Here is a 21,206-nt window from a genome sequence, read left to right on the forward strand (position 1 = left end):
GCCAGGGCCGCGTCACGCCTTGTGCGTCGACAACAAAATGCTCGTCTCGGTATTCGCGATCCCGTCGATCAACCGGATCGCGCCGAGCACGCGATCGAAGTGCTCGAGCGAATCGGCATGCAGTTCGGCGACGAGATCCCAGCGGCCGTTGGTGCTGTGGATCGACGCGACGTTCGGATGCCCGCGCAGCACCTTCACCACTTCCGCGCCGCGATTGCCCTGCACCGCGATCGACATCAGCGCGCGGATCCGGTGCCGTTCGGCCGCCGGCTTGAGCCGCACCGTATAGCCGACGATCACGCCGTTCTTCTCCAGCCGCGTGAGCCGGTTCTGCACGGTCGCGCGCGCCACGCGCAATGCCTTCGCCAACGCGACGACGGGCAGTCGCGCGTTGTCGCGCGTTGTCGCGCAGCAGCGCGATGAGCTCGCGGTCGACGCTCGACGCTCGGCAGTATACTTCGATCTCCGAACGAGATCGAAGCATCCTGTCCTGTTTTCAATCGGCCAGCAGCTTCAACCCCGCCGGCAGCGTCTCGCCGAACACGCGCACCGTATCGGCTTCGTCGAACGCGATCGCTTCACGAACCATGTCGATCCACGCCGCCGACGCATTCGCGGCCGACAGGCGCTTGATGACGGCTTCGCGCGTGTCGTCCGGCAGGTCGCGCGAGCGGTCGCCCGTCATCCGCGCAATCTGTGCCGCTGCGAACGCCACGGGCTCGACCTGCTTCCAGTCGAGCGCGAACAGCGCATCGAGCCAGCCGATGACGATTTCCGGCGGCACGACGCCATGCGCGCTGCCGTAGAACGGCCGCCTTGCTCCGATCCGCCCGAGCGCCCACGCACACAACGCCCGTTCGGCCGGCTTCTGCAATTGCGCGATCAGGCGCTCGGCGAGCTCGACCTTGCGCTCGACGGGCAGCCGTTCGAGCGACGCGGACAGCCGCGTCATGTCGGCCGGCCCGACCTTGGCCGGATCGAACGGCAGCTTGCGCCGCTTGTCGTCGGACGGTTCGAGGAACGCGATCGCGTCGCGCACCTGCGCTTGCGCATCGTCGTCGAGGCCGCCGGCCACGCGCCGCCACAGCGTCCACCACTCGGACCACACCTGGGCGTCGGTCACGTATTGAATGCCGTCGTCGAACAACGGCCACAGCTGCTCGATGCGCCACGCATCGAGCGGATGGCCGAAACCCGGACGCAGGCAATACCCGGCAAGATTCAGCCAGGCGCGCTCGTGATCGGCCGAGCGACGACGCCGCCGCGCCCGCGCAAGCAAAGCGTCGAACAGTTCGCGTGCGAGCGCGACGTCCCAGTCTTCGCGCGCGCCGAGCACCTGTTCGAGTTGCGTGCGCAACCGGCGCGTGTCCTTCGGCGTCACGCCTGCGGCCTTGCTGCCGAACGAGCGCTCGATCAGCGCGATCGCCTGGTCGAGACGCGGATGCCGCGTGGCCGCGGCATCGTCGCCGTGAACCGGCGCATCGCCGCGCAACTGGAATTCGAGCCGCCAGCGGCGCGCCGCGTCGTCAGTCGCGATGCAATGCATTTCGAGCGTGCCGACCTCGGTCAGCGACGCGGTGAGCTTCACCGGCGTCTCGCGCGCGTCGCTGCCCGCCTTCGCATCGACGACCGTCGCGATCGGCGGCAGCCGCACGAAATCGCCGCCGTCGAGATCGACGAGATCGCCGGGTCGATATTGCGTGTCGGCCACCGTCGACACGAGGTGAAAACGCACCGGCTGCCCGAGTTGCAGCGCGAACGTGCGATCGTCGAGCCGGATCTCGCGGCCCTCCTCCGCGCCGCGCGGCAACAGGCAGACGCCGCGTGCGGCCGAATCGTCCGCACCATCGTCGAGCACGAGGAAATAGCTGCGCGCGGAGCCGCCGCCGATACGCGGCGCATGGCCGGCACGCGCGAGTCCGTAGGCCACCGCGCCGCGCGCGACGGCCACATCGGGATGCGCGTTGTGCAGTACGTCGAGCGGCGCGCCGCGCCACGCGCCGAGTGTCTGCGCGAGACGGCCGGCGAGCGCGCGCGCACGGAACACGCCGCCGTTGAGCAGCAGCGTGTCCGGCAGCGGGCCTTGCGCATGACGCTTCAGGAACGCGGCGACGTGGCGCGTGACGGCCGCGTCGCTCGCATACGGCAAGCCGAATTCGACGATCGCAGCGCGCGCACGGCGCGGCAGTTCGCCGGCATCGACCTGCGGAAAGAACCCGTCGACGACGATCTGCTCGACTTCCTGCCGTGTCAGCTCGGCCGAGCGCGCGCCGCCGACGAGCTTGCTGCCCGCGCCGAGCAGCGTGACGGTGACGGACGCCGGCGCGTCGTCGCCGAGTAGCCGCTCCTTGGCCGCGCGGCAGCGCTCGACGAGTTGCGACAGGCTCGCGGCCGACAGCCGCGTACCGGGCTCGGTCAGCCGCGTCTCGACCAGGCGCGCGAGCGCGAGGTCCATGTTGTCGCCGCCGAGCATCAGATGGTTGCCGACGCCGACGCGCGTGAAGGTCGGCTCTCCGTCGCCGCCCGGCGCGACGTCGACGAGCGTGAGGTCGGTCGTGCCGCCGCCGACGTCACAGATCAGCACGCGCCGCGCGGCGGCGAACGTCTCGCGCAACGTGTCGCGCTGACCGTACAGCCAGTCGTAGAACGCGGCCTGCGGCTCTTCCAGCAATCGCAGCGCCGGCAGCTTCGCGCGTCGCGCGGCCTCGACGGTCAACGCGCGCGCGCCGTCGTCGAACGACGCGGGCACCGTCAGGATCACGTCCTGCTCCGCGAGCGGCGCATCGGGAAAGTGCGCGTCCCACGCGTCGCGCACATGCGCGAGATAGCTCGCGCTCGCATCGACCGGCGACACCTTGTCGACGCCGTCGGCCGCGCCCCACGGCAGGATCGCCGCGAGCCGGTCGACCGCCGCGTGCGACAGCCAGCTCTTCGCGCTCGACACGAGCCGGCCCGGCACCTGCGCGCCGAGCGTGCGCGCGTAGCGGCCGATCACGGCCGGCGGCGCGTCGTCCGCCCCGCCGTCACGGCCGCCGCCCGAATGGGCGAGCGCGCCGCGCACGCCAGCCGCCTGCCACGGCAAGCGCAGCGCGTCCGGCGGCAACTCGCCCGCCGCCGGGTGATAGCGCACCGACGGCAACAGCGGCTGCGCGGCCACCGCGCCCGGCCCGACCAGTTGCTCGACGTCGAACACGCGGATCGCGTCGGAACCGGCCTCGACGTATGCGACGACGGTGTTGCTCGTGCCGAGGTCGATGCCGACCGTATAACGCTTCATCGCGCTCAGGCGGCGCCGCGCACGTCGAACTCGACCTTCCAGCGCTCGTTCGTGCCGCTCGGGATCGCCTCGAGTTCGAGCGTGCCGGCTTCGGTCACGCGCGCATGCAGCTTCACCGGCACGACTTCGCCGACCGTACGCCCTTCGGCGGGCAGCGTCGCCTGGATTTCTTCCAGTTCCTGCAGCTCTTCCGGCGACCAGTAGTCGAGCAGCGTGCCGACCTGATCCTGGCGGCGCACCGACGAACCGAAGAAGCGGAATTGCACCGGTTCGCCGACGACGAGGCCGAACTCCTGCGGCGGCAGCGCCGCGTCCGAGCCTTCCTCCATCCCGAACGGCGCGACGCACAGCGCCTGCACCGGCGGTTCGAGCCCCGGCACCGCGGGCATCGCCGATTCGATCGCGACGTAGTACGCGCGCGCCGTGCCGCCGCGAATGCGCACGCCACGGCCGCGCTTCACGTAGCCGTAATACGCCGCGCCGCGCGCAACCGCGAGATCGAGATCGGCGCCTTCGAGCAGGCGCGCGGGCGGCGCGCCTTCGGCGGCGAGCCAGCCGTTGAGCGTGTCGAGCACGCGCTGCGTGAGCAGCGTCGACTTGAACACGCCGCCGTTGAACAGCACGGCGGTCGGATGCAGGAACGTCGCGCCGGGCGGCAGCGTGCGCTGCACGCCTTCGAGCGTGTCGAGCGCCGCGACCTGGCGGCCGAGGAACGCCGCGAGATGGCGCGTGATGCCGGCGTCCTGCGCATACGGCAGGCCGAGCTGCGTCAGGCCGACGCGCGCGCGGCTCACCGGGCGCGCGGCGGCATCGACTTGCGGGAAGAAGCCTTCGAGGATCGTCTGCGTGAGTTCCGCGCGCGTCAGCTCGGTGCGGATCGAGCCGCCGATCAGCTTCGAGCCGCGGCTCGGCACGACGAGCGGCACCGCATCGGTGGTCGGGTCGGACAGCAGCGTTTCCTTGGCCGAGCGGCACGCGTAGGTCAGCGCGCGCAGTTGCCACGGATCGGCCTGCGTGCCCTGCTGCGCGAGCTTGCGCGCGACCACGTGCGCGAGCGCGAGATCCATGTTGTCGCCGCCGAGCAGAATGTGCTCACCGACGGCCACGCGATGCAGTTCGAGGTTGCCGTCGCGCTCGACTACCGCGATCAGCGACAGGTCGGTCGTGCCGCCGCCGACGTCGACGCACAGGATCAGGTCGCCGACCTGCACCTGCTTGCGCCAGCCGCCCTCGCTCTTCTGGATCCAGCTGTAGAGCGCCGCTTGCGGCTCTTCCAGCAGCGTCATCCGCGAATAGCCGGCGGCCCGCGCGGCTTCCGCCGTCAGTTCGCGCGCGGCCGGATCGAACGATGCGGGGATCGTGACCGTCACGTCCTGGTCGGCGAACGGCGCGTCGGGGTGTGCGTGGTCCCACGCTTCGCGCAGGTGCGTCAGGTAGCGGATCGAGCTTTCCAGCGGCGATACGCGCGCGACTTCCGGCGGCGCATCGCTCGGCAGGATCGCCGCGCGACGGTCGACGCCCGGGTGGCACAGCCAGCTCTTCGCGCTCGACACGAGGCGGATCGGCGTGCCGGCGCCGCGCGTGCGCGCCATTTCGCCGACCGCGAAGCCGCGCGAGGCCGTCCACGGCAGCGTCAGGTCGCCCTGCGTCAGTTCGCTTTCATGCGGCAGGTAGAGGAACGACGGCAGCAGGTCGCGCGATTCCAGCGCGCCGGGCGCGGTGAGCTGCGCGATCGGCAGCACCTGCTGCACGATCTTTTCGCCGTCGCTCGTGCTGCTGTCGACGTACGACAGCGCGCAATGGGTCGTCCCGAGGTCGATACCGATCGAATAGCGCGGATCGCTCACAGTTCCACCTCCGCCGGTGCGATCACCGATGCGTCGTGGCTGCCCGTCAGCTTCGGCAGGCGCACGTCCGACACGCGCCAGCCGCGATGGCTGACGGTGCCGGTGAACGGCGCGGAGCCGACCACGTTGCCGGTCACGCGTACGGCCGTCGCGTCGAAGCCGGCCGGCAGCGTCACGCGGCTGCCTTCGGCTTCGTCGCGCACCGGCACGATCGTGAAGTGTTCGCGCAGCGCGGCGCGGCAGCCGTCGTGCACGAGGCGCGCGGCGGCGCCGATGTCGGCGTCCGCATAGCCGGCGATGTCTTCCTCGACGAAATCGATGAAGCGTGCATCGCGTTGCAGCAGGCCGAGCAGTTGTAGGGCAGCCTGCGGGCTCGCTTCGCGCAGCTCGGGGGCCGGCGCCTTCACGGGCGCCGCGGCCGGTGCCGGCGCTGCCGGGGCCTGGGCAACCGGCGCCGCCGGGACGCCGTCGCGCACGCGCAGCACTTCAGCCGCGAACTCGCGGTTGCCGAGCACGGAGAAGAACGTGCCGACGGCCAGCGACAGCCGGCCAAAGAAGGACAGGTTGGATTCGGGCATGGGGTCTGGACTCCTGTGGGCTCGCAGCACGGCGAGCGATCTTGCCTGGGCGCCCGGCCGCAGCGTGCGGAATGCGCACTGCCGCCGCCCGGCGCGTGATTCGAACGCGCCCTCGCGGGTGCGGAAAACCCGTATTTTGCCCTGTGGCGGACGAACCGGGCAGAAGTCAGGGGACAGAACACCGCGGCGCGGCGGTTTCGGCCGCGCCGGATCGCCGGTCGGGTGCGCCCGAGCGCGATGCTGCGACGCGTCAGCGCGGCTTGCGCCGCCGGGCCGCCTTCGCTTCGAAATCGCGCGACAGCATGCCGAGCGTGACTTCGCCGAAGCGCGCAAGCAGCGAGGCTTCGGCCTCCTTCAGCGTCGCCGACAGATGCGCGTTGACGGCCTGCTCGACCAGGCACTCGGGCGCATCCTCGGACACCAGGTCGGAAAACAGCGGCGGTTCGCCCACCGCGCGATAGACGTCGAGCAGCGTGATGTCGTCGAGCGCGACGCTCAGCGCCCAGCCGCCGCCGTGCCCCTTCTCCGACTGCACGTACCCGCAATCGCGCAGCCCGCCGAGCAGCCGCCGCACGACGACCGGGTTCGTGCACAGCATCGTCGCGATCGTCTCCGACGTCAGCGGACCGTCGGCCTGGTCCATGTGGATCAGCGCATGCAGCATGCGCGACAAACGGCTGTCGGTCCTCACGGGCGGGACTCCCTTTTCTCGAAACTTCTGAAGTTGCATGAATGATACCATCGCCCTATCATGCAACTTCTCGTGTTTCATGAGTTGTCCGCCAGCGGAGCACGTGATCATTCACGCAGGTTCAGAAAGGAGTCGATGCATGCATTCCCATCATGAAGTGATCGTGATCGGCGGCAGCTTTGCCGGGTTGTCGGCCGCGATGCAACTGGCGCGGGCACGCCGCCGCGTGCTCGTGATCGACGCCGGCCGGCCGCGCAACCGCTTTGCCGAACACGCGCATGGCTTCTTCGGGCAGGACGGCAAGCCGCCCGCGCAGATCGTCGCCGAAGCGAGCGCGCAACTCGCCGCGTATCCAACCGTGCAGCGTATCGACGGCGAGGTCCGCACCGCCGAACGCAACACGGACGGGCGCTTCGACGTGACGCTGGCCGATGGCCGCCACGCGAGCGCCGACCGGCTGATTCTCGCGACCGGCATCCGCGACGAACTGCCGGCGCTGCCCGGGCTCGCCGAACGCTGGGGCATCAGCGTGCTGCACTGTCCGTACTGCCACGGGTACGAGGTCGGCGGCCAGCGGCTCGGCGTGCTCGCCTCGCATCCGCTGTCGGTCCATCAGGCGATCCTGATTCCGGACTGGGGCCCGACGACATGGTTCACGCAGGGCGTGGTCGAAGCGAATGAAGCAGAAGCCGCGTTGCTCGCTGCGCGCGGCGTGCGCATCGAGCGCTCGCCGGTCGTCGAGATCCTCGGCGATGCGCCGCGTATCGACGCGCTGCGGCTCGCCGACGGTCAGGTCGTGCCGATCGACGCGCTGTTCATCGGCGCGCGCACAACCATGGCGAGCGACCTCGCACAGCAGCTCGGCTGCGCGTTCGACGAAGGGCCGCTCGGCCCCGCGATCCGCGTCGATACGTGGAAGCAGACGAGCATCGCCGGCGTGTATGCGGCCGGCGACGCGTCGAGCCTGATGACCAATGCGACGTTCGCATCGGCATCGGGCGTGGCGGCCGGCGTGGGCGTACACCGGTCGCTGATTTTCGGGCTGGACGCGTAGATGGGTGGGCAGCAGGCGTCACGCCGCGCGCGGCGCGGCGTCCGCAGCCGGCTGCGCATCGCCCTCCACACTGCACTCCTCCAGCGAGATCCGCCGCGTCTCGCGCCAGTTGAGCCACCACAGGCTGGCAGCGACGCGTTCCCGCCATCCTCGTAGGCGCCGCCCGGCGCCACGTCGATGGCTTCGCCGCACGATGTGCGGTTTAATGCTCGCCATCATCCGCATTAAGAGCCATGAAATGCTCGACCTCGACGACCTTCGACTCGTCCGCGCGATCGGCATGTCGCGCTCCCTCGCCGCCGCCGCCCGGTTGCTCGATCTCACGCCGCCCGCGGTCACGATTCGCCTGCAGCGGATGGAGGCACGCCTGTCCGCCAGGCTCGCCGTGCGGCAGCCGAAAGGCATCGCACTGACCGACGAAGGGCAGCGGCTGTACCAGGAAGCCGTCGGCATTCTCGAGCGCGTGGAGGCGCTGCCGGTCGGCATCACGGGCGACCACGGCGACGTGCAGGGCACGCTGCGCGTCGTCGCCCCGCTCGGCTTCGGCCGCAAGTACGTCGCCCGGATCGTGCGCGACCTGCACCGTGCGCATCCGAAACTCGACATCTCGCTCCACCTGTCGGAAAGCCCGTTGACCAGCGCGGCGGGGGCCGACGTGGTCGTTCATGTCGGCAGCCTCAAGTCGTCGTCGTGGATCGGCTATCCGCTCGCGCCCAACGAGCGCTTTCTGTGTGCGAGCCCCGCGTACGCGCGCCGCATCGAGGACCTGAACCATCCGTCCGACCTGGCACGATACGACTGCCTGTGCCTGCGCGAGAACGACGAAGACATCCCGCGCTGGCGCTTCTCGCCCGGCAGCAGCGTCAAGGGCGAATCGCGGCGGTCCGCCGTCATCCGCGTCACCGGCGCGCTGTCGTCGAACGACGGCACCGTCATCACCGAATGGGCGCTCGCCGGGCTCGGCATCGTCGAACGCTCCGAGTGGGACGTCGCCCCGCTGCTCGCGAACGGCAAGCTCGTCCGGTTGCTGCCCGGCTGGCGCTTGCCGCCCGCGCCGGTGACGGCGCTGTTGCCGTCGCGCACCGGCCGCTCCGCGCGGCAGCGCGTGTTTCTCGACGCCGCGCGGCGGTTTCTCGATCCGCCGCCGTGGCGCGGCAAGGCGTGAGCCGGGGGCGCGATCCGCGAGATTCGATCCATTAAATCCGGCTTAATGACGGATTAGTCCTGCATTAAGCACGATGCGAGCCAACTGCCCTACAGTGTCCGCTTCGGCAACCTCGCAATCGGACCCACCGTGGACCTTCACACGCTCAATACCCCGGCCGCATTGATCGATGTCGGCCGCATGCGTCGCAACATCGCGCGCATGCAGGCGCATCTGGACGCACTCGGCGTCCGGTTCCGACCGCACGTCAAAACCACCAAATGCCGGCACGTCGTCGACGCGCAGATCGCGGCGGGCGCGCAAGGCATCACGGTGTCGACGCTCAAGGAAGCCGAGCAGTTCTTCGCCGACGGCATCCGCGACATCGTCTATGCGGTCGGCATGGTGCCCGCCAGGCTCGGCCAGGCGCTTGCGCTGCGCCGGCAGGGCTGCGACCTGAAGATCGTCGCCGACAGCCTGCCGGCCGCGCATGCGATCGCCGCCTTCGGGCGCGAGCACGGCGAACGTTTCGACGTGTGGATCGAGGTCGACGTCGACGGCCACCGCTCGGGCATCCCGCCCGAAGCCGACCTGCTGATCGACGTCGGCCGCGCGCTGACCGACGGCGGCATGCTGCTCGGCGGCGTGCTCGCGCACGCGGGCTCCAGCTACGAATACGACACGCACGATGCGCTGGTCGCGATCGCAGAGCAGGAGCGCAGCCGCACCGTGCGGGCCGCGGAGCGCCTGAGGGCGGCCGGCTTGCCGTGCCCGGTCGTGAGTATCGGATCGACGCCCACCGCGCTGGCGGCGCAACGGCTCGACGGCGTGACCGAAGTGCGCGCCGGCGTGTACGTGATGTTCGACCTCGTGATGCACAACATCGGCGTGTGCGAACTGTCGGACATCGCGCTGTCGGTGCTGACCACCGTCATTGGCCACCAGGAAGAGAAAGGCTGGGCGATCGTCGACGCGGGCTGGATGGCGATGAGCCGCGACCGAGGCACGCAACGCCAGGCGCGCGATTTCGGCTACGGGCAGATCTGCACCGAAGCCGGCGAAGTGCTCGGCGACTACCTGATGAGCGCCGCCAACCAGGAACACGGGATCGTGTCGCGCGCGGGCACGCCGGATACCGGTATCGCGCAGCGGTTTCCGATCGGCACGCGCCTGCGCATCCTGCCGAATCACGCGTGCGCCACCGGCGCGCAACATCCCGAATACCAAGCCATCGGCGACGACGGCGACGCGCAGACGTGGCCGCGCTTCTACGGCTGGTGAGCGAAGTCCGGCGTCCATGCCGCGTCATCCACGCATTGACTATTCGTCCAACTCTGGACAGAATTTAAACATTCTCGATTCGTCTCGTGCCGAACAGCTCCGCGACCATGCCGACCGACGCCCGCCTCCTTCTCCTCGACCGCGACGCCGTCGAGCCCGCCCTGCAGGCCGGGCAAGTGCTGGCGGCCGTCCGCGAAGCCTTCGTGCTGCACAGTCAAAGGGCCGGACGCGTATTCCCGGTGGTGCGCGAGAAGCTGCATACCGGCGGCGTGTTCGGCATCAAGTCGGGCGACGTCGCCGGTCAGGATCTGCTCGGCTTCAAGGCCGCCGGGTTCTGGCCGGGCAACCGGGCACGCGGCGGCGAGCCGCATCAGGCCACCGTCGCGCTGTTCGATCCCGCGACGGGCAGGCCGCTGTGCATCATGGACGGCAACGCGATCACCACCGCGCGGACCGGCGCCGCGGGCGGCCTCGGGCTGCAATTGCTCGCGCGCCGCGACAGCACGCGGATCTGCGTGTTCGGCACCGGCGTGCAGGCGCGCGTGCAGCTCGACTACGCGCTCAGGCTGCTGCCGCAGCGGTGCACGGTGCAGTACGTGAACGTCAGTGGCGAGCCGGACCCGGCGTTCGAATCGCACTTCGTCGAACGGTGCAAGATCGGCGTCGCGCGCGACCGGAACGAGGCGGTCGCCAATAGCGACGTGGTGATCACGGCCACGCCCGGCGGCGGCGCGTTGTTCGACGCGGATGCGCTTCAGCCGGGCACCCACCTGACCTGCGTGGGCGCCGATACCGCGGGCAAGCGCGAACTTCCGGCAGGCGTGCTGGAACGCGCGCGCATCGTCGTGGACGATCACGACCAGGCGCGCAGCATCGGCGAGTGCCAGTGGGCGCCCGATTTGCCGCGTACGGAGATCGGTGACATCCTCGCGGGTGCGACATCGGTCGACCGTGCCGCGCACGAGATCACCGTCTTCGACATGACCGGGCTCGCGCTTCAGGACCTGACCGTCGCGCGCCTCCTGTACCGGTACGCCCTCGACAACGGCACCGGAACCTCCGTTCCGTGGCCCTGGTAAAACGACTTCCCGCTTTCCGCCGCCATGCGTCTCGCCAAAGTTTCCGCCCTCTCGTTCGACCTCGACGACACCCTGTGGCCGTTCGGGCCGTCCGTCGTCCGGGCCGAGGCGACGCTTCGCGCATGGCTGATCGAGCACGCGCCCAATACCGCGAGCGTGCTGCCGACGCAACAGGCACTCAGTGCGCTACGTGAGGAATACGAACGTTCATGTCCGGAGCTCGCCAGCGACTATCGTGCGATGAGAATCGGGTCGATCCGGCTCGCGCTGGAACGCGCGAACGAAGACGTCTCGCTGACCGACCGTGCTTACGACGTCTTCTACGCAGCGCGCAACCGCGTCGAATTCTACGAAGACGCGCTGCCGGCGTTGGCATGGTTGAGTGCCCGCTTTCCGTTGATCGCGGTCACCAACGGCAACGCGGATCTCCGGCTGACCGGCGGCGGCGAGTTCTTCCGCACGACGCTCAGCGCGCGTGCCTTCGGCTTCGCCAAGCCGGCACCCGAGATCTTCCATGCGGCGGCGGACGCACTCGACGTACGTCCGGCCGAATTGCTGCATGTCGGCGACGACTTCCACCTCGATATCGTCGGCGCGTTGAATGCGGGGCTTCAAGCCGCATGGGTCGTGCGCGAGCCTCGGGCCGAAGGAGAACGGGCGCCTCGGCATCCGGCGACGCCGCATCTCACGCTGCGCGACCTGGCGATGCTGTGCCGTGCGCTTGGCGGGCCAGATACGGTGTCGCGATCGTAGGCGAACGCGGCAGGTCATGCCGATACGGCGCATGACCCGCCACCCGTTTCACGCCGCCTTCCTCGCCTCCGCGATCCGCTGCGGCGCCTTCGGCCGCGCATACAGCCGTTCGAGATACGCGCGCAATTGCGGGAACGGTTCGATCAGGTGGCATTCGTTCGCCCAGTCGATCAGGTAGGCCGTCACGCAATCGGCCACCGTCAGCGCATCGCCGACGATGAACTCGCGCCCTTCGAGATGCTTGTCGAGAATGACGGCCATCGTGGCGAAATCCTCGCGCGCCAGTTCGATATCGGCCGGCGAGCGCTTCTCCGGCGGATAGAGGAACGTATGCCGCGTGATCCGCCACAGCGGCTGCTCGAGCTCCGTCACCGCGAACATGATCCACCGATAGGCCTGCGCCCGCAGCACCGGATCGACGGGCAGCAGCGCCTTCTCCGGGTATTTGTCCGCGAGATACAGCACGATCGCGGCCGATTCGGGAATCACGAGGTCGCCGTCCACCAGCACGGGCACCTTGCCGGCCGGATTGAGGCGCAGGAATTCGGGCCGCTTGTGCTCGCCCTCGAGCAGGTTGACCGACACGAATTCGAAATCCGCATCCAGTTCCTTCAGCCCCCACAGCGCCCGTTGCGAGCGGGTGCCGGCAAATCCGTAAAGCTTCATCGCCAATCTCCATCCAGAACGTCGGAAAAAAGCCCGTATCCGGGCCACGCGCATCGAACCGGGCGACACGCAGCGCCCGGCATCACGCGTCGCTCACGCGCCGGGAATCGCCAGCACCGGCATCACGTCGACCGACACGCCCGGGAACAGCGTGAAATGCGGATGACCTTCGAACAGCGCGGCGGCCGCGTCGTGCGACGCGGCCCGCACGACGGTAAAGCCGGTCAGCGCATTGGCCGTGTCGCGGATGCCGCCTGCGTCGATGGTCTTGGTCTTGCCGAGCGGCCCGCCCAGCTCGACGATCGCGTCGCGATGGCGCTCGACCCACGCATGCCATGCGGCGATGCCGTCGCGCTCGCGCGTGCGCCGCTCTTCCTCGGGCAGCGCGAGCCATGCCTTCATCGCCGGGCTATCCTGGCTCCCGAGAAATACGGCGAGATACACCTGTTGTTGCGCACTCATGCCTTCTCCTCCGATGACGGACGCAGCGGGTTGCCGCGCCTCGACCTTGACAAGATAGGTTGATATCAACACAATTGCAACATGGCACGAAAAGAAAAGCTTCCCTTCGAAACGACGCTGATGGTGCGCGATTGCTGCCTGTGCCTGCACATGCAGCGCGCGGCGCGCAATCTGGCGCGCATCTTCGACGATGTGCTGCGCCCGCTGGATCTCACCAACGGCCAGTTTTCGCTGCTGATGTCGTTGAATCGGCCGCAACCGGCCCCGATGAAATCGGTCGCGTCGCTGCTCGCGATGGATCGCACCACGCTCACCGCTGCGCTCAAGCCGCTCGAGCGGCGCGGCCTCGTCGCGATCGCGCAGGATCCGGACGACCGGCGCAGCCGCCTGCTCGAACTGACCCCGGCCGGGCACGGCCTGCTGGCCGAAGCGTTTCCGCTGTGGCAGCGCACGCATGCCGAGATCGAGCGGGCGTTCGCGCCGGGCGAAGTCGACCAGTTGCGCGGCCAGTTGCGCACGCTGTCGATCGATCCGGGTTCGCGCGACTGAGCCGGCGCACGGAGCGGGCCGCGGCGGTTGCGCGCACTTCCTGCCACGCGCTGTCAGCAGACATTGCCGGCCCCCGTCGCACCGCCCGATTCGGTGGCAATATCGCTCGGCACGACAACCGATCCGTTATCCAAGGAGACGAGCATGAGCAACAACGAGAAAGGCGCGACTTTCCGGTCGCTTCACCGTGCGGGCCAACCGCTGGCGCTGTTCAACGTATGGGACGCCGGCAGTGCGCGCGCGGTGGCCGACGCCGGCGCCGCCGCGCTGGCCACCGGTAGCTGGTCCGTCGCAGCCGCCAACGGTTTCGGCGACGGCGAGCAGATGCCGCGCGCACTGATGATGGAGGTGCTGGAGCGGATCGTGCGCGCGACGGACCTGCCCGTCACCGTCGATCTCGAAAGCGGCTACGGCGAGCGGCCGGAGGAAGTCGGCGAGACGATCGCGCTGAGCATCCGGGCCGGCGCAATCGGCTGCAATCTCGAAGACAGCGTGCCGTCGACGGGCGAACTGCGCGACGTCGACGCCGCGGCGGCCCGTCTCGCGGCAGCGCGGCAGGCGGCCGATCGCGCGGGCGCCGACTACTTCATCAACGCGCGCACCGACGTGTTCTTCCTGGCGGCGGCCGATACGCACGACGAACGGTTGCTCGAGGCGACGCTGGCGCGCGCCCGCGCTTATGCGGCGGCCGGCGCCGACGGCCTGTTCGTGCCGGGCCTGCGCGCGCCGGCGCTCATTCGTGCGCTGACGGCCGCGTCGCCGCTGCCGGTGAACGTGATGCGCGTCGCGGAAACGCCGACGCTCGCCGAACTCGCCGAGTACGGCGTGGCGCGCATCAGCCACGGGCCGTATCCGTATCTGCAGGCGATGAAGGCGCTGGCGGCGCTGGTCAGGCAGGGCGGCTGACGGATTCGCGAAACGGCGGGCGCCACCGCGCGTCGAACGATGACATCGCATGTCATTGGCGCACGACACGCCCGCTTCTACGCTTCGGGTGTCGCGCCGCCACTCTGGCGGCGCCCGTCGCCCGCAGACATCATGTGCGCCCATCCGCTTCCGCGCGACTGGAACACGCCGCCGGCGCCGGCCGCTGCGCCGCCGCTGCCGGTCATCCCGATCGGCTTCATCCACGAAGGCGTCGTGCTGCGTTACTTCTCGCCGATCACGACGGTCGGCACACCGCAAAGCGCGGCCGCGCAGGAATTACGCATGGAATGCATGTTTCCCGCCGACGATGCGACCGACGCGCGCCGCCGGCAGTTGCTCGACGCGCACGCGCCGGCGCGCTGACGACGCTCAGGAGGCCTTAATGAAATCGATGAACGCACGTAGCGCCGGCGGCACGAGACGCCGCCCGGGATAATACAAGAAGGGGCCGGAGAACGGCCGCCACCACGGTTCGAGCACGGGTTCGAGCGCGCCGCTGTCGAAATGCGGGCGCACCCAGTCTTCGAACAGATACAGGATGCCGGTACCGGCGATCGCCGCATCGACCAGCAGGTCCGTCGCGCCGCCGATCTGCACCAGCAGCGGGCCGACGGCCGGCTCGACCCGCACGACCTCGCCGTCGCGCTCGTACTCCCACGGCGGCATCGCGCCGCTGGCGAAGCGCCCGCGCAGGCACCGATGGTCGAGCAGATCGCGCGGATGCCGCGGCCGGCCGTGCCGGGCGAGATAGCCGGGCGCCGCCGCGGTCGCGAAGCGCTGGATGCGCGGGCCGATCGGCACCGCGATCATGTCCTGTTCGAGCCGTTCGTCGTAGCGGATACCCGCGTCGCATCCGGCCGCCAGCACGTCGACGAAATTTTCGTCGGCGATCACTTCCAGCCGGATATCCGGATACGCGTCGAGAAAGCGCGGCACGATCGCCGGCAACACGAGCCGCGATGCGCTGACCGGCACGTTGAGCTTCAGCGTGCCGGCCGGCCGGTTCCGGAATTCGTCGATATCGTCGAGCGCCGCCGCCACTTCGGTCAGTGCGGGCCCGAGGCGCGCGAGCAGGCGTTCGCCGGCTTCGGTAGGCACGACGCTGCGCGTCGTGCGGTGCAGCAGCCGCACGCCGAGCTGCGCTTCCAGCCGGCGCACGGCCTCGCTCAGCCCCGACGCGCTGAGGCCCGTCATGCGTGCGGCGTCGCGGAATCCGCTGGCGCGTGCCACGGCCATGAACGCGTTCAGATCGCCCAGATCGGTTTGCATTGTTCGCCTTTTCGTACAACCCGTGCGAATTATGACGGCTTATCGCGCAGACGACTCGTCCCTATGCTGAACGCATTCATCCCATCGACAGGAGCACGGTCATGCCCGACATTCGTCCCACCGCCACCTTCAAGCTCGGCGATCGCCACGTCAAACGAATCGGCTACGGCGCGATGCAGCTTGCAGGCCCCGGCGTATTCGGCCCGCCGAAAGATCGCGATGCTGCATTGCGCGTCTTGCGCGAAGCCGTCGAATCCGGCGTCGACCATCTCGACACCAGCGACTTCTACGGCCCGCACGTCACGAACCAACTGATTCGCGACGCGTTGCATCCGTATCGCGACGATCTCGTGATCGTCACCAAGATCGGCGCGCGACGCGGCGACGATGCGTCGTGGCTGCCCGCGTTCGCGCCCGACGAACTCGAACGGGCCGTGCACGACAACCTGCGCAACCTGCGGCTCGACGTGCTCGACGTCGTCAACCTGCGCATCATGTTCGACACGCACGGGCCGGCAGAAGGATCGATCGAAGCGCCGCTGGCCACGCTCGCCGAACTGCAGCGGCGCGGGCTCGTCCGGCATATCGGCCTGAGCAACGTCACGCCCGCGCAGGTCGCGGAAGGCCGACGAATCTGCGACATCGTCTGTGTACAGAACCACTACAACATCGCGCATCGCGGCGACGATGCGCTGATCGATGCGCTTGCCCGCGACGGCATCGCATACGTGCCGTACTTTCCGCTCGGCGGCTTCTCGCCGCTGCAGTCGTCGACGCTGTCCGGCGTCGCCGCCCGTACCGGCGCGACGCCGATGCAGGTCGCCCTTGCGTGGCTGCTGCACCGCGCGCCGAATGTCCTGCTGATTCCCGGCACGTCGTCGGTCACGCACCTGCACGAGAATCTCGCGTCAGCCGACGTCGATCTGCCGGCAGACGCGCTCGCGGAACTCGACCGCATCGCGGGCGCCGACGCCGCCTGACGCGCGGACGATCGCCCGGCAGCCCGTGCAACGCGGGCCACCGGCCGCCGGATCGCCGGCCGGTCAGGACGCGGCCACGCCAACCCGCTTCGGCACGCCGGTCACGATCGTCGCGACCGCCACCGCCAGCACGATGGCCGCGCCGACGAACACGCCCGCCGCGCCGTTCGCGTCGAATACGACGCCGCCGGCGGCTGCGCCCGTCGCGATCGCGAGCTGGATCGCCGCGACGATCAGCCCGCCCGCGCTCTCGGCCTCGTCGGGCACGGTGCGCGTGACCCACGTCGACCACGCGACCGGCACGCCGCCGAATGCCATCCCCCACAACGCGACGAGCACCGCGTCGATCATCGGCGCGCGGCCGAGCACGACGAGCGCGATGCCGAGCACGACCATCAGCGCGGGCATGCCGATCAGCATCGGCCGCAGCCGGTGTTCGAGCACGCGGCCCGCGAGCGACGTGCCGACGAAGTTCGCGATGCCGTAGCCGAGCAGGATCGCCGACAGCCCGTTCACGCCGACGCCCGCCACCTGTTCGAGGAACGGCCGCAGATACGTGAAGAACGCGAAATGCCCGGTGAACACGAGGATCGTCGCGAACATCCCGAGGCCGACGGTCGGCCGGCGCAGCACGTCGATCAGCGTGCGCAGCCGCGTGGTGCCGCTCGGCGGCATCGATGGCAGCGTGACCATCTGCGACACGAACGCGATGCCGCCCAGCACGGCCGCGATCAGGAACACGTTGCGCCAGCCGATCAGGTGACCGAAATAGCTGCCCATCGGCGCGGACGCGATGGTCGCGACCGCCACGCCGCTGAAGATGATCGACAGCGCGCGCGGCACCATCGCCGTCGGGACGAGCCGCATCGCGGTGGCCGTCGCCATCGTCCAGAAACCGCCGAGCGCGACGCCGAGCACGACGCGGCCGAACAGCAGCATCGCAAGGTTCGGCGCGAACGCCACGGCGAGGTTCGATGCGACGAGCAGCACCGAGAACACGAGCAGCACGCGGCGCCGGTCGATCGTGCGCGTGAGCGCCGAGATCAGCAGGCTCGTGACGAGCGCGACCGTGGCAGTGGCCGTGACGGCCTGCCCGGCCACGCCTTCGGTCACACCGAGGCTCTCGGCCATCGGCGTGAGCAGGCTCGCCGGCAGGAATTCGGCCGTGACGAGCCCGAACACGCCGAGCGCCATCGCGAATACCGCGCCCCAGGCCGGTTCGCGGGGAGCCGCCGTCGAGGCGGCCGAGGAGATTCCGGGATTCATGCGTGGTTCCGTGTCGGTTAGGGAAAGTACTGATGAGGGCGTATCGTAAGGAACAGCGGCAGGACGGTCTATGACATACAATCCGTTCTTGTTGATCGAACGTCCGTATCTCGATATGCCCGAACCCCTTCTGCCCCCGATTCCCGATGTGCACGACCTCGTCAGCGAGCTGCTGCTGGGGATGCGCCTGAGCGGCGTCCAGTACCGCCGCATCCAGGTCGCGCGGCCGTTCGGGCTGAACTTCGGCCATGCGCCGGGCCGCGCGCAGTTCCATTTCGTCGTGCGCGGGCCCGTGCTGCTGCGCGACGCGTCGGGCGACACGATGCGGCTCGAGGCCGGCGACGCGATCCTGTTGCCGCACGGCGGCATGCACGCGCTGGTGTCCGATCCGGATGTGCCGTGCCGCGAGATCAACGGCTTCGAGATCGCGAAGATCTGCGATACGGTCGCGTCGGTGGCGTCGGCCGGCGTCTCGCCGGCGACCTGCGCGACGACGGAACCCGGCGCCGGCGACGCGCTGATCTTCAGCGCGTGCATGGAGCTCGACCTCGGCGGCATGCAGCCGCTCGTCGGCACGATGCCGAAGTTCATGCACGTGGGCACGCTGCTCGCGCGCTACCCGGAGATCCGCCCGATGCTCGATGCGATGGAGCGCGAAGCGTGCACCGCGCGCGCGGGCTTCGCGGGCATCCTCGCGCGGCTCGCGGACGTGGTCGCGGCGTTCATCGTGCGCGGCTGGGTCGAGTGCGGATGCGGCGACGCGACGGGCTGGGTGCAGGCGCTGCGCGAGCCGAAGCTCGGCCGCGCGATCGTCGCGCTGCATCGCGACCCGGGCCGCAACTGGAGCGTCGCGGAACTCGCGACCGAAGCGGGCGTGTCGCGCTCGGTGTTCGCCGAGCGCTTCCTCGCGGCCACCGGGATGACGCCCGTGCGTTACCTGACCGAGCTGCGGATGCGGCTCGCCGCGCAGTGGATCGCGCGCGACCGCGAGACGATCGAAGCCGTCGCGTACCGGCTCGGCTACGGTTCGCTCGCCGCGTTCAGCCGTGCGTTCAAGCGCGTGGTCGGCAAGCCGCCGGGCGCCGTGCGTGCGGACAGCGACGTGCACGCCGAAGCGTAACGCCCGCCGCGCGGCGCCGGCGCGGGCGGCGGCCCGCCGGGCGTCACTTCAGCGCGTCCAGCCGGTCGATCAGTGCCGTCGCGCATTGCACGGCGAGCGCCGCGCACTGCTGCGCATCGACTGCCGCACCGGTCGCGACCGTACCCTGCACGATCCGCCCCAGCAATTCCTTCGCGAGTTCGGCGATCTCGCGGTCCCGCTCCGTCATGATGTCCCTCCTGCGCGTCGGCGATTGCGTCATTCGCCCGTCCGGAGCGAACGCCGTGCCCGCGCCGCTCAACGCTGCTGCGCCCGCACGACGATCTGCGCCTGCGTGTCGCGCTCGATGCGCTCGAGCGACGCGCGCAGCGCGGCAAACTCGTCCGGCGAGCACACCTGCCGGCCGAAATCCGCCTTCATCCGCCGCGTGACCTGCACGACCCGCGCGGCCGCATCGAACACGTAATGGGACGTGAAGTCGACGAAACGGTCGTGCACGGCCGCATCGGCCGGCAGGTCGGTCACGGCGACGCCCGCCGGCAACGCGATCTGGCCCGTCTCGTCGAACGTGCCGCCGAGGCAGCCCCACGGCTGCGTGCGCACGGGCTCGGCCAGCCAGGTCTCGACCTGCGTCGCGATGCCGCCCGTCAGACTCGACAGCGCGGGCAACGCGGTCGTGCCGTCCGGCCATACGAAATGATCGAGCGTGCCGGTAACGGTCACGTCGAACGGCCCGTCGGTCGCGCGCCGGTCGCCGGTCGACAGTTGCACGCGGCCGCGCAGGCCGCTTTGCCGCAGGCGCTCGTTCGCGAGTTGCGCGATGCGGTCGCGCGACGCGCGGCGAAACAGGTTGCGTTCGAGCTCGGCCGTCCAGCCGTCGTCCTCGACATACGCTTGGAAACGCGCGGCGCCGGGCCGCGCGGCATCGATCGCGATGCGCGCGGTGCGGGCGCGCGGCTGCGTGGCCGGCGTGCGCGACAGCACGCCCGTATCGACCAGCAGCGCGGGGCGATCCATCACGATCGGCGGCAGGTAGCCGAACGCGATGCCGGCCGTCGTCGTATCCGCGTAGCGCCCGAGATCGGGCAGCCACGTGATCGCATGATTGATCGCGCCGCCGCCGTAGCCGGGCACCGACGGCAGCGTGTACACGGCGCCGAGATTGATCAACACCGGTTCGCTGCGAATGCCGACCGCCGCCAGCAACGCGCCGAACAGCGCGACATGATCCTTGCAATCGCCGTAGCGGTTGCGCAGGATGTCGGTCACGCGATGCGGCGCGGCGGCCGTTTCGCCGAGAAACAACCCGACGTAGCGCACGTTCGCCTGCACCCAGTCGTACAGCAGGCGCGCCTTGTCGCGCGGATCGGCGGCATCCGCCGTGAGCGCTCGCGCCAGTTGCACGACGGCCGGATCGTTCGCGCTCGGGTCGACGGCTGCGTCGCGGTATCGCGCGGCGAACGCCGCGTAGTCGGGCAGCGTCGACACGACGAGCCGGTCGCCGTAGGTCGGGTAACCGACCGCGCCGCGCTCGATGCGATCGTACGTGCCGTGCCGGTAGTCGAATTCGTAACGCGTGCGGCCGTTCGCCGTGACGGGCGGCAGCGCGACGTAGCCGCGCGCATCCGCATAGAGCGGCATGTCGGCCGGCACGTCGAAGATCAGCCGCTGGCGGTCGACCGGCTCGCGCGACGGCTCGACGTAGTAGCCGAAGTAGCCGCGATTGACCGGCTTCGTGCGGGTCTTGCGGAACGCGACGCGCGTGCTCGACCCGGCTTCGACGCCGGGGAACACGACGGTGCGCAGCAGCCCGTCCTGGAACGTCGGCGCGCCGGCCGAGCGCGGCTCCTGCACGTCGCGGATGCCGTCCGCGCCGACCGGATGCGCGACGCCGTCGCGGTCGATCGTCTCGGCCGCGAGCAGCTCGACCTTCTCGAGATTCTTGTCGAACCAGACGCAGCGCTGCGCGACCGCGTCGATGCCGTTCGCGTCGTTCGCGCGCAGCGTCGAATCGTCGTGCTCGTCGAGCGAACCGTCGTGCTGGATCACGAATTCGTGGACGTCGCTGACGAGCGTGACGGGCGCCGTATCGCCCGCATCGGGCGAATCGCCGGTGCCGCGCGTCTCGGCGGCGGTCGTACCCGCGCCGAGCGCCACCGCGCATGCGAACAGGCAGCCGGTCCATCGGGAAGGAAAACGCACCACGTCGAAGCTCTCCGCGCGTTCGTTGCCGGGCGTCGGCGTCGCGCGCGAGGGCGGAAGTCGTACCGCATGACGCGCGGAT

19 protein-coding genes, 1 tRNA gene and 2 pseudogenes are annotated in these 21,206 nt (G+C 69.8%); 10 read left to right on the top strand and 12 right to left on the bottom strand.

The features are described 5' to 3' along the window. Nucleotides 1–12: 12 nt before the first annotated feature. The 6 genes and pseudogenes from WS61_RS24470 to WS61_RS24490 all read right to left on the bottom strand — a co-directional run bounded on the left by WS61_RS24470 (nt 13) and on the right by WS61_RS24490 (nt 6,393). Nucleotides 13–484: pseudogene (locus WS61_RS24470) on the bottom strand (Lrp/AsnC family transcriptional regulator). A 12-nt stretch (nt 485–496) separates the two neighbouring features. Beyond that, nucleotides 497–3,277, bottom strand: coding sequence for an Hsp70 family protein (locus WS61_RS24475; protein ID WP_059504280.1), 2,781 nt, complete (start codon nt 3,275–3,277; stop codon nt 497–499). 5 nt (nt 3,278–3,282) lie between these two features. Beyond that, nucleotides 3,283–5,124: an Hsp70 family protein gene (locus WS61_RS24480; RefSeq protein WP_059504282.1), complete on the bottom strand. Its 1,842-nt coding sequence runs from the start codon at nt 5,122–5,124 to the stop codon at nt 3,283–3,285. Further along, nucleotides 5,121–5,702: a DUF2760 domain-containing protein gene (locus WS61_RS24485; protein ID WP_059504284.1), complete on the bottom strand. Its 582-nt coding sequence runs from the start codon at nt 5,700–5,702 to the stop codon at nt 5,121–5,123. Before WS61_RS24485 ends, WS61_RS24480 begins: the two co-directional genes overlap by 4 nt. 85 nt (nt 5,703–5,787) lie before the next feature. Next, nucleotides 5,788–5,863: transfer RNA gene (locus WS61_RS35050), tRNA-Gly, on the bottom strand. A gap of 89 nt (nt 5,864–5,952) precedes the next feature. Next, a complete protein-coding gene (locus tag WS61_RS24490; protein WP_059504286.1) occupies nt 5,953–6,393 on the bottom strand; it encodes an Rrf2 family transcriptional regulator in 441 nt (146 codons plus the stop codon). A 139-nt stretch (nt 6,394–6,532) separates the two neighbouring features. Here WS61_RS24490 and WS61_RS24495 point away from each other — a divergent pair, with 139 nt between their 5' ends. The 5 genes from WS61_RS24495 (at nt 6,533) to WS61_RS24515 (ending at nt 11,704) form a co-directional block, all read left to right on the top strand. Beyond that, nucleotides 6,533–7,447, top strand: coding sequence for an NAD(P)/FAD-dependent oxidoreductase (locus tag WS61_RS24495; protein ID WP_059504288.1), 915 nt, complete (start codon nt 6,533–6,535; stop codon nt 7,445–7,447). 205 nt (nt 7,448–7,652) lie between these two features. Continuing rightward, nucleotides 7,653–8,612 (top strand): LysR substrate-binding domain-containing protein, encoded by a 960-nt coding sequence (locus tag WS61_RS24500; protein WP_059504290.1) that lies wholly within the window; start codon nt 7,653–7,655, stop codon nt 8,610–8,612. A 129-nt stretch (nt 8,613–8,741) separates the two neighbouring features. Further along, entirely contained in the window at nt 8,742–9,872 is a 1,131-nt protein-coding gene (locus WS61_RS24505) for a DSD1 family PLP-dependent enzyme (RefSeq protein WP_059504292.1), read from the top strand. A gap of 107 nt (nt 9,873–9,979) precedes the next feature. After that, complete coding sequence (locus WS61_RS24510) at nt 9,980–10,951, top strand: ornithine cyclodeaminase family protein (RefSeq protein WP_059504294.1); 972 nt, start codon at nt 9,980–9,982, stop codon at nt 10,949–10,951. Nucleotides 10,952–10,975: 24 nt separating this feature from the next. Beyond that, entirely contained in the window at nt 10,976–11,704 is a 729-nt protein-coding gene (locus WS61_RS24515) for an HAD family hydrolase (RefSeq protein ID WP_059504296.1), read from the top strand. Nucleotides 11,705–11,752: 48 nt separating this feature from the next. Here the strand turns inward: WS61_RS24515 and WS61_RS24520 are convergent, their stop codons facing one another. Continuing rightward, the gene (locus WS61_RS24520) at nt 11,753–12,370 is read right to left on the bottom strand and encodes a glutathione S-transferase family protein (protein WP_059504298.1); all 618 of its coding nucleotides are present in this window, start codon (nt 12,368–12,370) and stop codon (nt 11,753–11,755) included. 93 nt (nt 12,371–12,463) lie between these two features. Continuing rightward, on the bottom strand, nt 12,464–12,832 hold the full coding sequence (locus WS61_RS24525) for a YciI family protein (protein ID WP_059504300.1): 369 nt from the start codon (nt 12,830–12,832) through the stop codon (nt 12,464–12,466). Between the two features lie 81 nt (nt 12,833–12,913). On the opposite strand from WS61_RS24525, the gene WS61_RS24530 reads away from it, so the two are divergent. The 3 genes and pseudogenes from WS61_RS24530 to WS61_RS24540 form a co-directional block, all read left to right on the top strand. Next, nucleotides 12,914–13,381, top strand: coding sequence for a MarR family winged helix-turn-helix transcriptional regulator (locus tag WS61_RS24530; RefSeq protein ID WP_059504302.1), 468 nt, complete (start codon nt 12,914–12,916; stop codon nt 13,379–13,381). 144 nt (nt 13,382–13,525) lie between these two features. Continuing rightward, nucleotides 13,526–14,287 (top strand): isocitrate lyase/phosphoenolpyruvate mutase family protein, encoded by a 762-nt coding sequence (locus WS61_RS24535; RefSeq protein ID WP_059504303.1) that lies wholly within the window; start codon nt 13,526–13,528, stop codon nt 14,285–14,287. Between the two features lie 126 nt (nt 14,288–14,413). After that, nucleotides 14,414–14,671 (top strand): annotated as a pseudogene (locus WS61_RS24540) (transcriptional regulator); the annotation flags it as partial. Between the two features lie 6 nt (nt 14,672–14,677). Here the strand turns inward: WS61_RS24540 and WS61_RS24545 are convergent. Next, nucleotides 14,678–15,577, bottom strand: coding sequence for a LysR family transcriptional regulator (locus WS61_RS24545; RefSeq protein WP_059504305.1), 900 nt, complete (start codon nt 15,575–15,577; stop codon nt 14,678–14,680). Between the two features lie 101 nt (nt 15,578–15,678). Here WS61_RS24545 and WS61_RS24550 point away from each other — a divergent pair, with 101 nt between their 5' ends. Then, nucleotides 15,679–16,557, top strand: coding sequence for an aldo/keto reductase family oxidoreductase (locus WS61_RS24550; RefSeq protein WP_059504307.1), 879 nt, complete (start codon nt 15,679–15,681; stop codon nt 16,555–16,557). A 63-nt stretch (nt 16,558–16,620) separates the two neighbouring features. On the opposite strand, the gene WS61_RS24555 is transcribed toward WS61_RS24550, so the two are convergent. Beyond that, nucleotides 16,621–17,823, bottom strand: coding sequence for an MFS transporter (locus WS61_RS24555; protein ID WP_059504308.1), 1,203 nt, complete (start codon nt 17,821–17,823; stop codon nt 16,621–16,623). Between the two features lie 70 nt (nt 17,824–17,893). On the opposite strand from WS61_RS24555, the gene WS61_RS24560 reads away from it, so the two are divergent. Then, on the top strand, nt 17,894–18,943 hold the full coding sequence (locus WS61_RS24560; RefSeq protein WP_059504310.1) for an AraC family transcriptional regulator: 1,050 nt from the start codon (nt 17,894–17,896) through the stop codon (nt 18,941–18,943). Between the two features lie 43 nt (nt 18,944–18,986). Here WS61_RS24560 and WS61_RS35305 read toward each other — a convergent pair whose 3' ends face one another. Together WS61_RS35305 and WS61_RS24565 are read right to left on the bottom strand one after the other, a co-directional pair. Next, a complete protein-coding gene (locus WS61_RS35305) occupies nt 18,987–19,151 on the bottom strand; it encodes a hypothetical protein (RefSeq protein WP_179949402.1) in 165 nt (54 codons plus the stop codon). A 68-nt stretch (nt 19,152–19,219) separates the two neighbouring features. Beyond that, nucleotides 19,220–21,127, bottom strand: coding sequence for a DUF3857 and transglutaminase domain-containing protein (locus WS61_RS24565; protein ID WP_059504311.1), 1,908 nt, complete (start codon nt 21,125–21,127; stop codon nt 19,220–19,222). Between the last annotated feature and the right edge of the window lie 79 nt (nt 21,128–21,206).

It is taken from the genome of Burkholderia sp. ABCPW 11 (assembly GCF_001523445.1).
GTDB lineage: Bacteria > Pseudomonadota > Gammaproteobacteria > Burkholderiales > Burkholderiaceae > Burkholderia.